Annotated in this window: 12 protein-coding genes and 1 pseudogene; 1 reads left to right on the top strand and 12 read right to left on the bottom strand. The window is 60.1% G+C overall.

Annotation, left to right across the window (positions count from 1 at the left end):
* Positions 1–169: 169 nt before the first annotated feature.
* The 3 genes and pseudogenes from trpC to JFT80_RS18970 all read right to left on the bottom strand — a co-directional run bounded on the left by trpC (position 170) and on the right by JFT80_RS18970 (position 2654).
* Positions 170–1005, bottom strand: a pseudogene (gene trpC / locus JFT80_RS18980) (indole-3-glycerol phosphate synthase TrpC).
* Entirely contained in the window at positions 1002–2051 is a 1050-nt protein-coding gene (trpD, locus tag JFT80_RS18975) for an anthranilate phosphoribosyltransferase (RefSeq protein ID WP_007918805.1), read from the bottom strand. The pseudogene trpC and the gene trpD overlap by 4 nt, the downstream one beginning before the upstream one ends.
* A 9-nt stretch (positions 2052–2060) precedes the next feature.
* Positions 2061–2654 carry an aminodeoxychorismate/anthranilate synthase component II gene (locus JFT80_RS18970; protein ID WP_201148906.1) on the bottom strand — a complete coding sequence of 198 codons (594 nt, stop codon included), beginning with the start codon at positions 2652–2654 and terminating at the stop codon, positions 2061–2063.
* Between the two features lie 407 nt (positions 2655–3061).
* Between JFT80_RS18970 and estP the strand changes: the two genes are divergently transcribed.
* Complete coding sequence (estP, locus tag JFT80_RS18965; RefSeq protein ID WP_201148905.1) at positions 3062–4969, top strand: esterase EstP; 1908 nt, start codon at positions 3062–3064, stop codon at positions 4967–4969.
* A 74-nt stretch (positions 4970–5043) separates the two neighbouring features.
* On the opposite strand, the gene trpE is transcribed toward estP, so the two are convergent.
* The 9 genes from trpE to JFT80_RS18920 all read right to left on the bottom strand — a co-directional run bounded on the left by trpE (position 5044) and on the right by JFT80_RS18920 (position 14921).
* Positions 5044–6525: an anthranilate synthase component I gene (gene trpE / locus JFT80_RS18960; RefSeq protein ID WP_201148904.1), complete on the bottom strand. Its 1482-nt coding sequence runs from the start codon at positions 6523–6525 to the stop codon at positions 5044–5046.
* 70 nt (positions 6526–6595) lie between these two features.
* Positions 6596–7414: a phosphoglycolate phosphatase gene (locus JFT80_RS18955; protein WP_201148903.1), complete on the bottom strand. Its 819-nt coding sequence runs from the start codon at positions 7412–7414 to the stop codon at positions 6596–6598.
* Positions 7411–8085, bottom strand: coding sequence for a ribulose-phosphate 3-epimerase (rpe, locus tag JFT80_RS18950; RefSeq protein ID WP_201148902.1), 675 nt, complete (start codon positions 8083–8085; stop codon positions 7411–7413). The genes JFT80_RS18955 and rpe overlap by 4 nt, the downstream gene beginning before the upstream one ends.
* Before the next feature lie 114 nt (positions 8086–8199).
* Positions 8200–9348, bottom strand: coding sequence for an iron-containing alcohol dehydrogenase (locus JFT80_RS18945; protein WP_201148901.1), 1149 nt, complete (start codon positions 9346–9348; stop codon positions 8200–8202).
* A gap of 203 nt (positions 9349–9551) precedes the next feature.
* Positions 9552–10376, bottom strand: a complete 825-nt coding sequence (locus JFT80_RS18940; protein WP_095137404.1) for an ABC transporter permease — start codon at positions 10374–10376, stop codon at positions 9552–9554.
* A 12-nt stretch (positions 10377–10388) separates the two neighbouring features.
* Positions 10389–11636, bottom strand: coding sequence for an ABC transporter permease (locus JFT80_RS18935; protein WP_201148900.1), 1248 nt, complete (start codon positions 11634–11636; stop codon positions 10389–10391).
* Positions 11637–11805: 169 nt separating this feature from the next.
* A complete protein-coding gene (locus tag JFT80_RS18930; RefSeq protein WP_201148899.1) occupies positions 11806–12849 on the bottom strand; it encodes an ABC transporter substrate-binding protein in 1044 nt (347 codons plus the stop codon).
* Between the two features lie 48 nt (positions 12850–12897).
* The gene (locus tag JFT80_RS18925; protein WP_201148898.1) at positions 12898–14022 is read right to left on the bottom strand and encodes an ABC transporter ATP-binding protein; all 1125 of its coding nucleotides are present in this window, start codon (positions 14020–14022) and stop codon (positions 12898–12900) included.
* A gap of 257 nt (positions 14023–14279) precedes the next feature.
* Positions 14280–14921, bottom strand: a complete 642-nt coding sequence (locus JFT80_RS18920; protein WP_172680165.1) for a response regulator transcription factor — start codon at positions 14919–14921, stop codon at positions 14280–14282.
* Positions 14922–15043 lie beyond the last annotated feature (122 nt).

Here is a 15043-nt window from a genome sequence, read left to right as displayed (position 1 = left end):
GCAGATCTGCGCCAGCAGGTCCTGTTCGGCGAGCAAGCCGGCTTCTACAGAATGAGAGATTGGCTGGGGCATGGATGACTCAGCAAGACATGACGTCTGTGGGGTTCTTGATGGCCTCTTCGCGGGCAACCCCGCTCCCACAGGGATTGGGTTGCCTACGAAAATGCACTCAGTCGAGGGTCGAACCGCTGATTGGAACACCACGCTCCGGGAAGAACAGTCGCTGCAGTTCAGTCCCCGGGCTTTCGGCGCGCATGAACGCTTCGCCCACAAGGAACGCGTAGACGTCGCTGATTTCCATCAGCTCGACGTCGGCGCGGTTGAGGATGCCGCTCTCGGTGATCACCAGACGATCGCGCGGAATGCGCGGCAGCAGGTCGAGGGTGGTTTCCAGGCTGACTTCGAAGGTATGCAGATTGCGGTTGTTGACCCCGACCAACGGCGTGTCGAGGGTTTTCAACGCGCGCTCGAGCTCATCGCCGTCATGTACTTCTACCAGCACATCCAGGCCAACGCCTTTGGCCACGGCAGCCAGTTCGGCCATTTTCACGTCATCCAGTGCGGAGACGATCAGCAACACGCAGTCGGCGCCCAGCGCGCGAGCTTCAATGATCTGATAAGGGTCGATCATGAAGTCCTTGCGGATTACCGGCAGTTTGCACGCCGCTCGCGCCTGCTGCAGATAAGCATCGGCACCCTGGAAGTAATCGATATCAGTGAGTACCGACAGGCAGGTGGCGCCGCCCTTTTCGTAGCTTCTGGCGATATCGGCAGGTACGAAGTTCTCGCGGATCACACCTTTGCTGGGTGAGGCCTTCTTGATTTCAGCGATGACGGCAGGCTGCTTCGACTTGGCCTGGGCGATCAATGCGTTGGCAAAACCACGGGGGCATCGGCCGCCTTGGCCAGACTTTCCAGCTCGCTCAGGCTGACGCGGGCGCTACGCTCGGCGACCTCCTGGACTTTGCGGGCCAGAATGTTTTCCAGAACCGTCGGTACACTCATCCTTCATTCTCCACTCTGAATACCGCGGTAAAGGCACCCAGCTCCTCGAGTTTCTCCCGAGCGAGGCCGGTGTGCAGAGCGTCGTGCGCAAGCTCGACACCCTGTTTCAAACTGCTGGCGACGTCGGCGGCGTACAGCGCCGCGCCGGCGTTGAGCACAATCATTTCGGCGGCTTTCTGGCCGTTTTCGGTCTTGCGCTTGCCCAAAGCATCGCGGATGAGCGCCAGCGAAGCTTCCGGTCCTTCGACCGAGAGACCGTGCAGGCTCTGGCTCTTCATGCCCAGATCTTCTGGCTCGACCCAATACTCAGTGATTTCGTTGTTCTTCAGCTCGGCAACGAACGTCGGCGCGGCGAGACTGAACTCGTCAAGACCATCTTTCGAATGCACCACCAGCACGTGCTTGCTACCCAGACGTTGCAGTACTTCGGCTAATGGCCGGCACAGCGCCTGAGTGAAAACGCCCACTACCTGATGTTTCACACCGGCCGGATTCGTAAGCGGGCCGAGCATGTTGAACAGCGTACGCAGACCGAGATCGCGGCGCGGGCCGGCAGCGTACTTCATGGCTTTGTGGTGGGTCTGGGCAAACATGAAACCGATGCCGACGTTGTCGATGCAACGGGCGACCTGAACAGGCGTCAGGTTCAGATAGATACCCGCGGCTTCCAGCAAGTCGGCGCTGCCGCTCTTGCCCGAAACTGCACGGTTACCGTGTTTGGCCACGGTGCAACCGGCTGCCGCGACAACGAACGAGGACGCTGTCGATACGTTGAAGATATTCGCACCGTCACCACCGGTACCCACGACATCGACCACGCCGTCGAGGGTCTTGAGTTCGACTTGATCGGCCAGCTCGCGCATCACCGATACAGCGCCGACGATTTCGTCGATGCTCTCGCTTTTCATGCGCATGGCCATCATGAACGCGCCAATCTGCGCGTCGGTGCATTGGCCGGTCATGATTTCGCGCATCACGTCGCGCATTTCATCGGTGCTGAGATCGAGGTGATCGACGATACGGCTCAGGGCTGTCTTGATATTCATGGGAAGTCCTTAGCGCGTGCCGCCGGTTTGTTTGAGGAAGTTGGCAAACAGTTCATGACCCTGCTCGGTCAGAATCGACTCGGGGTGGAACTGTACGCCCTCAATGTTCAGGGTCTTGTGACGCAGGCCCATGATTTCGTCGACCGAACCGTCATCGTGTTGCGTCCACGCGGTCAGCTCCAGGCAATCGGGCAAAGTATCGTGCTTGACGATCAGCGAGTGGTAGCGGGTGACTGTCAGCGGATGATTCAGACCTTCGAAAACGCCCTTGTCCTCGTGGAATACCGGGCTAGTCTTACCGTGCATGACTTGGCGGGCGCGCACGACATCACCACCAAAAGCCTGGCCGATGGACTGGTGGCCGAGGCAGACGCCGAGGATCGGCAGTTTGCCGGCGAAGTGTTTGATGGCTTCGATGGAGATGCCGGCTTCGGTCGGTGTGCAAGGGCCTGGGGACACCACGATACGCTCAGGCTTGAGCGCTTCGATCTCGGCGACGGTCAATTCGTCGTTGCGCACGACTTTGACTTCGGCACCCAGCTCGCCGAGGTATTGCACAACGTTGTAAGTAAAAGAGTCGTAGTTGTCGATCATCAGCAACATGGCGTTTCGAACCTCTTGAATTCTGACTTGAAGACAGCCTTCAGGTGACTTGCCCGCAGGGCGCTGCACGATGTCGGACGCAGGAACAGCGCCGGCACAGCGGCATTTCAAACGGGCAAGGAAGGCAAAGCGATACAGATCCGGCGGGGCCGGCAGAAAAGATTCAGGCGCGCCAACGCCAGCGGGCGTGTGCCTTGATGACTTGATCCAGAAGTTTGCTGGTGATCAACACGGGGAAGGTCTCGTTCATACGTTCCGGCACAGTAACTTAGCTGGGCGAGGCGTGCAATATGGCGGGGCCTGCGGGGGAGAAATCTACAGGAGGGTTCGCGACCGATGGCACTAGGCCGCAAGTTTTTGGTACTGTCGTTTCGTTCACCTACAACAATAAATAAACGGACTTGCTCATGATCAAACAGACGTTGTTTGTACCGCTGGCCGGCTGCTTGCTCGCACTGGCCTGCACCCAAGCGATCGCCGCTCCCAACCCATACTCCAATTTTGTCGTGTTCGGCGACAGCCTCAACGATGCCGGGACCTTTACCGATTCAGGCGGGCCGGCAGGTGCGACCCAGCGCTACACCAACCGGACGGGGCCGGTTTATCAGGATGGCAGCGGCGAGTCGCGCTCGCTCAACTCTACCCAATTGCTGGGTGGCCGACTCGGGTTCTCTGCCGACGAAACCGCAGCGTCGACGTCGGCCGTGCGGGCCAACCAGGGTTTGGCGGATGGTAACAACTGGGCGGTCGGCGGCTACCGCACCGACCAGATCCTTGACTCGATCACCACCCAGTCCGCTACAGGGGAGCGCACCCGGGTCGGTTATCTGCCGTCGAACAATTTCCAGGCTGACCCAAATGCGCTGTACTACCTCTCGGGAGGTGGTAACGACTTCCTTCAGGGGCGCATCCTCAACCCCGCCCAGGCGAACGCCGCCGCAGACCGCCTGGCCGACAGTGTGCAAGTGCTGCAGACCGCCGGCGCGAAATACGTGATGGTCTGGTTGCTGCCGGACATCGGCCTGACGCCGGCCATCAATGGCACCGGCCTGCAAACGGCCGCCACCCAGCTCAGCAATCAGTTCAACCTGCAGCTGGTGCAGCGCCTGCAGGGCATCAACGCCGAAATCATCCCGCTGAACATCCCCCTGCTGCTGCAGGAGAGCTTTGCGGATCCGGGACGTTTCGGTCTTGCTACCGATCAGAACCTGACGGCCACTTGCTTCAGCGGCAACAGTTGCACCGAGAACGCCAGGTACGGCATCAACAGCGCAACGCCAGATCCGACCAAGCTGATCTACAACGATGCGGTGCACCCGACCGAAGCCGGCCAGCGCCTGATTGCCGACTACGCCTACTCACTGCTCGCCGCCCCATGGGAATTGACCCTGTTGCCGGAAATGGCCCAGGGCACTTTGCGTGCGCATCAGGACGAACTGCGTAACCAATGGCTGGCTGACTGGGAGAACTGGCAAGGCGTCGGCCAATGGCGGGCGATTGTCGCCGGCGGTGGCCAGCATCAGGACTTCGACGACCAGCACAGTGCGGCAAGCGCCGACGGCAATGGTTACAACCTGAACATCGGCGGCAGCTATCGCCTCAATGAAGCGTGGCGCGTCGGCGTAGCGGCCGGTCTCTATCACCAGAAACTTGAAGCCGGCGACGCCGACTCGGACTACAAACTCAATTCCTACATGGGTACGGCGTTCGCGCAGTTCCAGCAGAACCGCTGGTGGGCGGATGCTGCGCTGACAGGCGCAAAGCTGGACTACGACAACCTCAAGCGCAAGTTCGACCTGGGCGCCGGCGAAGGTGCCGAGAAAGGCGATACTGACGGGCATATGTGGGCATTCAGCACGCGCATTGGCTACGACATTGCCCAACCAGGCAGCGAGTGGCACCTGTCACCGTTTGTCAGTGCCGATTACGCCAAGGTGGAAGTCGACGGTTACTCGGAGAATAGCAATCGCGCAACCGCGTTGAGTTTTGATGACCAGACCCGTAACTCGAAACGCCTGGGCGTTGGCCTGCAGGGCAAGTACCAGATCACCTCGCAAACCCGGGTGTTTGGTGAGTATGCCTACGAGCGCGAGTACGAGGACGATGTGCAGAAAATCAACATCGCCCTCAACAGCTTGCCGGCCAATGATTTCACCCTGCAAGGCTATACCCCGCAGAGTCATTTGAACCGGGTGAATCTGGGGGTAAGTCACAACCTCACCAGAGACCTCGCACTGCGCGCGAGCTACATCATTCGCAAGGATGACGACTTTACCCAACAAGGCGTAAACCTGGGTGTGGCGCTGGATTTCTGATCCGCCGGTCGACAGGCAAAAAAGCGGCGCCCTTTCAGGCGCCGCTTTTTTGGGGGTGCCCCCTTTGTGTCAACTCATGCGTCCGGGGTTTGCTCGGCCAGCGCCACCGCGCGGAACATGGCGCGTCGCTTGTTCAACGTTTCTTCCCATTCCAGTGCCGGCACCGAGTCGGCAACGATCCCGCCACCGGCCTGCACGTGCAGCTCGCCATCCTTGATCACCGCCGTGCGGATCGCGATGGCGGTGTCCATATTACCGTTCCAGGCAAAATAACCCACCGCTCCACCGTAGACTCCGCGTTTGACCGGTTCCAGCTCGTCGATGATTTCCATCGCACGAATCTTCGGCGCGCCGGACAAGGTGCCCGCCGGCAGAATTGCCCGCAGCGCGTCCATCGCGGTCAGCCCGGCTTTCAATTGCCCGGTGACGTTGGAAACGATATGCATCACGTTCGAATAACGCTCGATGACCATTTTCTCGGTGAGTTTCACCGAGCCGATTTCCGAAACGCGGCCAGTATCGTTACGGCCCAGATCGATCAGCATCAAGTGCTCGGCGATCTCTTTGTCGTCCGACAGCAGGTCTTCTTCCAGCGCCAGATCCGCCTCTTCAGTCGCGCCACGTGGGCGTGTGCCGGCAATCGGGCGCACGGTGATCAGGTTGTCCTCGACTCGCACCAGCACTTCCGGCGAACTGCCGACGACATGGAAATCGCCGAAGTTGAAGAAGTACATGTAGGGCGTCGGGTTGAAGCAGCGCAGCGCCCGGTACAGATCAATCGGTGCCGCCTTGAAGTCGATCGACATGCGCTGGGAAGGTACGACCTGCATGCAATCACCAGCGAGGATGTATTCCTTGATGGTGTCGACGGCTTTTTCGTAATCGTCCTGGGTGAAGCTGGAGCGGAACACCGGGTCCGCCGCTTGCTGCTTGCTGAAGTCCAGGCCACGGCGCGGAGTGATTGGCTGGCGCAGTTGCTCCAGCAACTCCTGCAGGCGTGCCTGTCCCTGCTCGAATGCACCTTCCTGCGCTGGATCAGCCAGGACAATGGCGTGCATCTTGCCGGCCAGGTTGTCGAAAACCACCACCGCATCCGAGACCATCAGCAGGATATCCGGCACGCCCAGCGGGTCCGGGTTCGGACACTTGCCCAGGCGTTTCTCGACATAACGCACGCAGTCATAACCGAAGTAACCCACCAGGCCGCCATTGAAGCGTGGCAAACCAGCAATGGTAGGCACGTTGTAGCGCGCCTTGAATTCTTCGACGAAGGCCAGCGGGTCTTGCGTCTCGTGGGTTTCGATTTCGACTCCGTCGTGGGTCACGCTGACGTGGTGATCATGCACCCGCAACACAGTGCGGCACGGCAGGCCGATGATCGAATAACGGCCCCACTTTTCCCCGCCCTGCACCGATTCGAGCAAGTAGGAGTTCGGCTGGTCGGCCAGTTTCAGATAGATCGACAGCGGCGTGTCGAAGTCGGCCAGGGTTTCGCAGGCCATCGGAATGCGGTTGTAGCCGTCGGCGGCCAAGCGCAGGAATTCTTCGCGGATCATGAGGTGCCTCGTGGTGTGAGGTGTAATCAGTCAGGTATGCAAACGCGCCGGCAGGCCGGCCAGGAACAAGTCAGGCGCGCCAACGCCAGCGGGCCAGGGCCTTGATGACTTTCATCCAGAGTTTGCGAGTGACCACCACGATGGCGTTTCCAGAAGGAGATTGAGAAGCGTCGGGCAACGTTATCTCAGCGGCCGTACCGAGGCAACCGGGAATTAGCTTGCGCAGATCGTCGATCACCAGCGCCGGCGACTCCTCGGCAATCGGCCGGCCATGGTTGTAGCCATAGCTGAGCGCGACACATTTGACCCCCGCCGCTTTCGCCGCCAGCACATCGCTGCGCGAGTCACCGACGAACAACGATTGCGAGGCCGGAATGTTGGCCATTTTCATCACGAAGAACAGCGCGGCCGGGTCAGGCTTCTTCTGCGGCAAAGTATCGCCGCCGATGATCCACTTGAAGTAACGGCCGATTTTCATCTGATCCAGCAGTGGCGCGACAAAGCGCTCCGGCTTGTTGGTGATCAGCGCCATGGCCACGCCTTGCTTTTGCAGCCACTTGAGGGTGTCGCGCACGCCGGGATAGACCACGGTCAACGCATGGCTGGCGCCGTAGGCTTCCATAAACACTTCGAGCGCATGTTCGGCCTCGACGTCATCCACCGCCGAATGATCGATACCACCGGCCAATGCCCGGCGCACCAATACGGGGGCGCCATTGCCAACCCACTCGCGCACCGACTCGATGCCCGCTGGCTTGCGGCCGAGGGAGAGCAGCATGTTGTCCACCGCCGCTGCCAGGTCAGGAACCGAGTCGATCAGCGTGCCATCCAGATCGAACATCACCAACCTTGGCAGTTTGCCCGGGAACAGCTGCTCAAAACCGCTCATGGACGGGCCAGAGCCAGTTCGGCACGCATCTTGTCGATGACTTCCTGATAGTTCGGTGCGTTAAAGATCGCCGAGCCGGCGACAAAGGTGTCGGCGCCAGCCGCAGCGATTTCACGGATGTTGTTGACGTTGACGCCGCCGTCGATTTCCAGACGGATGTCGCGGCCCGAGGCATCGATGATCGCCCGCGCTTCGCGCAGTTTATCGAGAGTGCCGGGAATGAACTTTTGCCCGCCGAAGCCCGGGTTGACGCTCATCAGCAGGACCATGTCGACCTTGTCGATTACGTACTTGAGCACGTCCAGCGGGGTCGCCGGGTTGAACACCAGACCGGACTTGCAACCGCCCTCGCGGATCAGTTGCAGCGAGCGATCGACGTGCAGCGTGGCTTCCGGGTGGAAGGTGATATAGGTGGCGCCGGCCTCGATGAAGTCGCCGACAATGCGATCCACCGGGCTGACCATCAGGTGTGCGTCGATTGGCGCGGTGACGCCGTACTTGCGCAACGCCGCGCACACCATCGGGCCGATGGTCAGGTTGGGCACGTAGTGGTTGTCCATGACGTCGAAGTGAACGAAGTCGGCGCCTGCGGCGAGGACATTGTCTACTTCTTCGCCGAGGCGGGCGAAGTCGGCGGAGAGAATCGACGGAGCAATTACGAAGGGCTGCATGACGCACCTTTTCTGAGCTAAATCACGATGGCGCGCATTGTATACCTCAAGTTTCCGCGCGCGCACCGTGACTGCGATGATTGGGTTGGGCCATGACCGATGACTGGCGGCGACTCAGTAAGCCGCGCGATAGATCTTCTCGATGTCCACAGCGCTGAGTTTGCGTGGGTTGTTGCGCATCAAACGCTCGATGCCCGCCGCTTCCACAGCCATGGCCGGGATCGCTTCTTCCGGTACACCGAAACTGCGCAGCCCGACGGGAATTTCCACTGCCGCACACAGGTCAGTCATCGCCTGCACGGCTTTGTCTGCTGCCTCGGCAGCGCTCAGATGAGCGGTCATCACGCCCATGGCTTCGGCAATATCCTGCATGCGTTCGACGCAGGCCATTTTGTTCCAGGTCATGACATACGGCAGCAGCAAGGCGTTGCTGACGCCATGGGCAATATTGAAACGCCCGCCCAGCGGATACGCCAGCGCATGCACCGCACCGACCCCGGCGTTACCGAACGCCATGCCGGCCATCAGGCTCGCGGTGGCCATGTCTTCGCGCGCTTGCAGGTTGGCGCCGTTGGCATAGGCCTTGGGCAACGCCTTGGCAATCAATTTGATCGCGCCGATGGCCAGGGAATCGGTGATCGGCGAGGCGTTCACCGACAAATAGGATTCGATGGCGTGCACCAGCGCGTCAACGCCACTGGCGGCGGTGACACTGCGTGGGCAAGTCAGGGTCATCTGCGGGCTGACCAGCGCGACATCCGGCAATAGATAGTCGCTGACAATTCCTTTTTTGAGCTGTGCGACCTTGTCGGACAGGATCGCCACATTGGTCACTTCCGAGCCGGTACCGGCAGTCGTGGGGATGGCGATCAACGGCGGGCCTTTGCGGGGCACCTGGTCGACACCGAACAAATCCTCAAGCGCACCGTGATAACCGGCATAGGCTGCGACACTCTTGGCGATGTCGATCGCACTGCCACCACCCAGGCCGATGAGCCCGTCGTGCCCGCCTTCGCGATAGACCTGCATGCAATCTTCAACGATGGCGATTTCCGGATCCGGCAACACCCGGTCAAAGATCTCATAAGTGCGACCGCCCAATTGCGCCAGCGCGAGCTCGACTGTGCCGGATTTAACCAGCGCAGCGTCGGTGACGATCAGGGGGTGGTCGATGTCCAGCCGGGTGAGCTCAGCGGCCAGCTGCTCGATGGCACCTGCACCGGTGATCAGTTTGTGGGCGATTTTGAAAGAGGAAAGACTCATGTGCGCAGCCTCTTATAGGTAGGAGCTGGGCAACAATAGTAGCTGGGGATTGGAGGTTGTCTTGTATTCAGGGTGTGAATGACCTGGAACACTCAATCCCGCACAAACCCTCTGTAGGAGCTGCCGAAGGCTGCGATCTCTTGATCTTGCTTTTTAAGATCAAAAGATCGCAGCCTTCGGCAGCTCCTACAGGACGGATCGTGTCAGACCTGTGCGGTCCGCAGTTTTTCGCTGCGCCCGCGCAGCCATTCCAGGGTCAGCAGCAGGATCACCGAGAAGGCGATCAACAGCGTCGCAGCTGCGGCAATCGTCGGGCTGAGGTTTTCGCGAATCCCGCTGAACATCTGCCGTGGCAAGGTCGCCTGTTCGGGGCCGGCGAGAAACAGCGTCACTACCACTTCATCGAACGACGTCGCAAACGCAAACAGCGCCCCGGAAATCACCCCCGGCGCAATCAGCGGCAAGGTCACCCGGCGGAACGCTGTCAACGGCGATGCTCCGAGACTCGCCGCAGCACGCACCAGATTGTGGTTGAACCCCTGCAACGTCGCCGACACCGTGATGATCACAAACGGCACGCCCAACACCGCATGCACGACGATCAACGAGAAGAAACTGTTGCCCAACCCCAACGGGGCGAAGAACAGATAACTCGCCACACCAATGATCACCACCGGCACCACCATCGGCGAGATCACCAGCGCCATCACCAGCGACTTTCCGGGGAAGTCGCCGCGGGTCAGACCAATCGCTGCCAGCGTGCCGAAGACCATCGCCAGCACGGTAGCGGCCGGGGCGACGATGATGCTGTTCTTCAGCGCCCTCATCCACTCCGCCGAAGCGAAGAAGTCGTGGTACCACTGCAGCGAAAAACCTTGCAGCGGGTAGACCAGGAAACTGCCCGAGTTGAACGACAGAGGCACGATCACCAGCACCGGCAGAATCAGGAACAACAGAATCAAGCCGCAGAGGATCCGCAAGCTGTAGAACCACACCCGTTCGATGGGCGACATGTAAGGACTCAGCATCTCAAATTCCCCTTAGCTCAGGCGCAGGCGACTGGCGCCCACCAGCCAGCTGTAAATCAGATAAAGCACGACGGTCGCCAACAGCAGCAGCCCACCCAGTGCGGTCGCCATGCCCCAGTTGATACTGGTATTGGTGTAGAAGGCGACGAAGTAGCTGACCATCTGGTCGTTCGGGCTACCCAACAACGCGGGCGTGATGTAGTAACCGATGGCGAGGATGAACACCAACAGGCAACCGGCACCTACACCGGCATAGGTCTGCGGGAAGTACACCCGCCAGAAACTGGCGAACGGATGGCAGCCCAGGGAAATCGCCGCACGCATATAGGTAGGCGAGATGCCTTTCATCACGCTGTAGATCGGCAGGATCATGAACGGCAGCAGGATGTGCACCATCGAGATGTAGACGCCGGTTCGGTTGAATACCAGTTCCAGCGGCTTGTCGATGATGCCCATGGCCATCAGCCCGCTATTGATCAGGCCGCCCGATTGCAGCAACACGATCCATGCTGCGACTCGCACCAGAATCGAGGTCCAGAAAGGCAACAGCACCAGAATCATCAACAGGTTGCTTTGCCGTGAAGGCAGGTTGGCCAGCAGGTAAGCCAGTGGATACGCCAGCACCAGGCAGATCGCCGTGATGACCAGACCCATCCAGAAAGTACGGGCGAAGATGTCGAGGTAGATCGCCTGGTCGGGAGTGGCCGGGGCGACTTCGCCGAGGTCGTCGATGCGGTGATCGACGGCCGCCAGCAGGTAATAAGGCGTGATGTTGCTGGTATTGCGGCGCACGGCTTGCCAATAGGCCGGGTCGCCCCAACGCTCGTCGAGGCTTTCCAGCGCTTCTTTATAAGAGGCTGGTTCCGTGGCGAACGGCAAGGCACGCGCAGTCTTGGTCAACAGGCTGCGGTAGCCCGCCAATTCCATGTTCAGGCGTTTGGACAAATCGCCCAAGGTCTGGTTTTTGCGCGCTTCGGCGAGGTCTTCGCCGGCAGCCTTATAGACGGGTTCAGCGGGCAGGCCGCGGCCGTCCCAGCTGGCGATGGCCGCCACGGTGCGCGGCATGCCGCCGACCACTTCGGGGTTGCCGACGCTTTTGTAGAGCAGCGCCACAATCGGCACCAGGAACACCAGCAACAGAAACAGCACCAGCGGCGCAATCAACGCCTGCGCCTTCCAGCGGTTGACCCGCTCGGCGCGCTTGAGCTTCTGCTTCAAAGTGGGGCTGGCGCCCTCGTTCAGGGGAACGGCGATGGCCATGACGTACTCCGCAAATCTTTGGATGGGCGGCATCACCGAAGTAATGCCGCATTACATCAACATTCATGAAACACGCCGCCCCCTGTAGGAGCTGGCGCAGCCTGCGATCTTTTGGCGGCCTTGAGATCGCTGGAGATCAAGATCAAAAGATCGCAGCCTTCGGCAGCTCCTACTTGGCCGCCCAGGAATTGAAACGCTGCTCCAGTTGCTCACCGTTGTCAGCCCAGAAGCTGACGTCGATCTGCACCTGGTTGGCGATGTTTTCCGGGGTGGTCGGCATGTCCTTCAGGACATCCTTGGCCAGCAACGGTACGGCCTGGGTGTTGGCCGGGCCGTAGGCGATGTTTTCCGAGTAGGTCTTCTGCTGTTGCGGCTGCACCGAGTAGGCGATGAACTTCTTCGCCGCTTCGGCACGCTTGGCGTCCAGACCTTTCGGGATTGCCCACGCGTCGAAGTCGTAGATGCCACCGTTCCACACCACTTTCAGGTTGGATTCTTTCTGCACGGCGGCGATGCGACCGTTGTAGGCGGAGCTCATCACCACGTCACCCGAGGCGAGGTACTGCGGCGGTTGTGCGCCCGCTTCCCACCACTGAATGCTTGGTTTCAGCTCGTCGAGTTTCTTGAACGCGCGGTCCTGACCGTCCTTGCCGGCCAACACTTTGTAGACGTCTTTCGGCGCAACGCCGTCGGCCATCAAGGCGAATTCGAGGGTGTACTTGGCGCCTTTGCGCAGGCCACGCTTGCCCGGGAATTTCTTGGTGTCCCAGAAATCTGCCCAACTGGTCGGCGCGGTTTTCAGCTTGTCGGCGTTGTAAGCCAGTACGGTCGACCAAACGAAGAAACCAACGCCGCAAGGCTGAATCGCGCCTTTGACGTAGTCTTCAGTCTTGCCGAACAACGCTGGATCGAGTTGCTCGAACATGTCTTCGTCGCAGCCACGGGACAGCTCTGGCGATTCAACTTCGACCAGATCCCACGACACGCTCTTGGTGTCGACCATGGCTTTGACCTTGGCCATTTCGCCGTTGTATTCGCCGGCGACGATCTTGCCGTTGCCTGCCGCTTCCCACGGTGCATAGAAGGCTTTGACTTGCGCCGCCTTGTTCGCCCCGCCAAACGACACCACGGTCAAATCCGGGCCAGCGGCCATTGCGCTGGCCGCACCCATCAGGCCCAGGGTCAGGGCGGTGAACTTCAGGGATCTCAACATTTATTGTTCTCTCCACGTGCAGGGTTGGTGTTGGTATTGCCGGGGCGATTAATGCGCCTCTAGAAGTGGATCGAGCGCACGAACGTGCTCGACCTGCCAGCCAAGCGGTACCACGTCACCGACGGCGAGCGCTGGATCGAGCTCGGCAATCGGTTGTTTCACGAAGAAGTCGGTCTTGCCGCAGACTTCCAGGCGCACCCGGACGTGGTCGCCCAGATAGATGAATTCCGCCACCCTCCCTGAGAAGCGGTTGACGCATTGATCGCTCGAACCGTTGAGGCTGACGCGTTCCGGACGGATCGACAGCGTCACCGGTTCGCCAGTCTGGCCAACGTTGACCGCCAGCGCCTCGACCTTCTCGCCACGGCCCAATTCGACCACGCAGCGCTCGCCGCTCTGGCTGAGCAGGCGACCGTTGAGGCGGTTGTTCTCGCCAATGAAGTTGGCAACGAAGGTGTTTTTCGGCTCTTCGTAGAGCGAGCGCGGTGGCGCGATTTGCTGGATCTCGCCCTGATGGAATACAGCAACGCGGTCGGACATGGTCAGTGCTTCGCCCTGGTCGTGGGTCACGTAGACCACGGTCACGCCGAGACGCTGGTGCAGATGTTTGATTTCCATCTGCATGTGTTCACGCAGCTGTTTGTCGAGGGCGCCGAGCGGCTCGTCCATCAGCACCAGTTGCGGTTCGAACACCAGCGCCCGGGCCAGCGCGACACGTTGCTGCTGGCCGCCGGACAATTGCGCCGGATAGCGCGAGGCGAAGGCGTCGAGCTGCACCATGCTGAGGACTTTTTTCACTTTGTCGCTGACGTCGCTTTTGTTCAGGCCACGTACGCTTAGCGGGAACGCGAGGTTTTCCGCCACGGTCATGTGCGGGAACAGCGCGTAGTTCTGGAACACCATGCCAATGTCACGCTTGTGCGGTGGCACGTTGTTGATCGAGCGCCCGGCGAGGAGGATTTCACCAGCCGTTGGCGTTTCGAAACCGGCGAGCATCATCAGGCTGGTCGTCTTGCCGGAACCGGACGGCCCGAGCAGGGTGAGGAATTCGCCTTTGCGAATGTCCAGGTTGAGGTCTTTGACGATCAGGTTCTCGCCGTCGTAGCTCTTCTGCACTCCACGAAAGCTGACCAGCACATCACTGGCCCCTGCGTTTGATTCGACCTGGCTCATACCCACACCTTTGTTGTTGATGACTGCTTGTGGGTTAAGCCTAGTGGCTGGCGACAGGCGCGCAAATCGGGGCGCAGGAGAGAATCGCCTCAGCCGGATGGAAGGCTGGGTGTAGGGATTGCCCTACAAGGATGACGCGTTTGGGCAAATGCACCGGCACCTTGCCAGCTACAGGCTTGAAGCACAGGTAAAAGCGGCTTGAAGGAATGTCGCAGATAGATATGTCGCCACATATCCCCGTACGGGTCTCAGCGCAACTAGAGAAGTTTGTGTTCCATCGCGTATTTGACCAGCTCGGCCAGGGAGGTGATGTTGAGCTTTTGCATCAGTCGCGCTTTGTGGGTACTGATGGTTTTGCTGCTCAGGGCCAGTTGCTGGGCGATGTCGTTGACGTTGGCGCCCTGCGCCAGGCGCTCGAAGACCGAGAACTCGCGCTCGGACAACAGCGAGTGCAGCGGCCGCGCATCGGTCAGGCCGACTTCGAAAACCATGCGATCAGCCAGATCCGGATCGATGTAGCGCCCGCCCGCCGCGACTTTGCGAATGGCCGTGAGTAACAACGCCGGATCGCTGTCCTTGGTCGCATACCCGGCGGCGCCGACCTTCAACGCGCGAGCGGCCATCTGCGCCTCATCGTGCATCGACAACACCAGAATCGCCGGCGGATTGTTCAGCGCACGGATGCGCGGGATGGCTTCCAGACCGTTGACGCCGGGCATGGAGATGTCCAGCAGGACCACTTCGCACGGCACGTGGCGCAGGGTTTCGAGCAGTTGTTCACCATTGCTCGCCTCGCCCACCACTTGTAGATCCTTGGCCAGGCCGATCAGTTGCTTGATGCCCTCGCGGACAATGGTGTGGTCTTCGGCTACCAGTACACGGATCACGTTCTTCTCCATTCTTCTTGTTTCAGATCCAGGATCATTCGCGGGCAAGCCCGCTCCCACAGGGAGACCGGTCGGGACACAGCCCCCCATTACACTGCGACTACCGTGGTAGCGGACTTGCTCGCGAAGGCCTC

The organism is Pseudomonas sp. TH10 (genome assembly GCF_016651255.1).
Classification (GTDB): Bacteria; Pseudomonadota; Gammaproteobacteria; order Pseudomonadales; family Pseudomonadaceae; genus Aquipseudomonas.
This window is presented reverse-complemented; position numbering and strand designations above follow the sequence as displayed.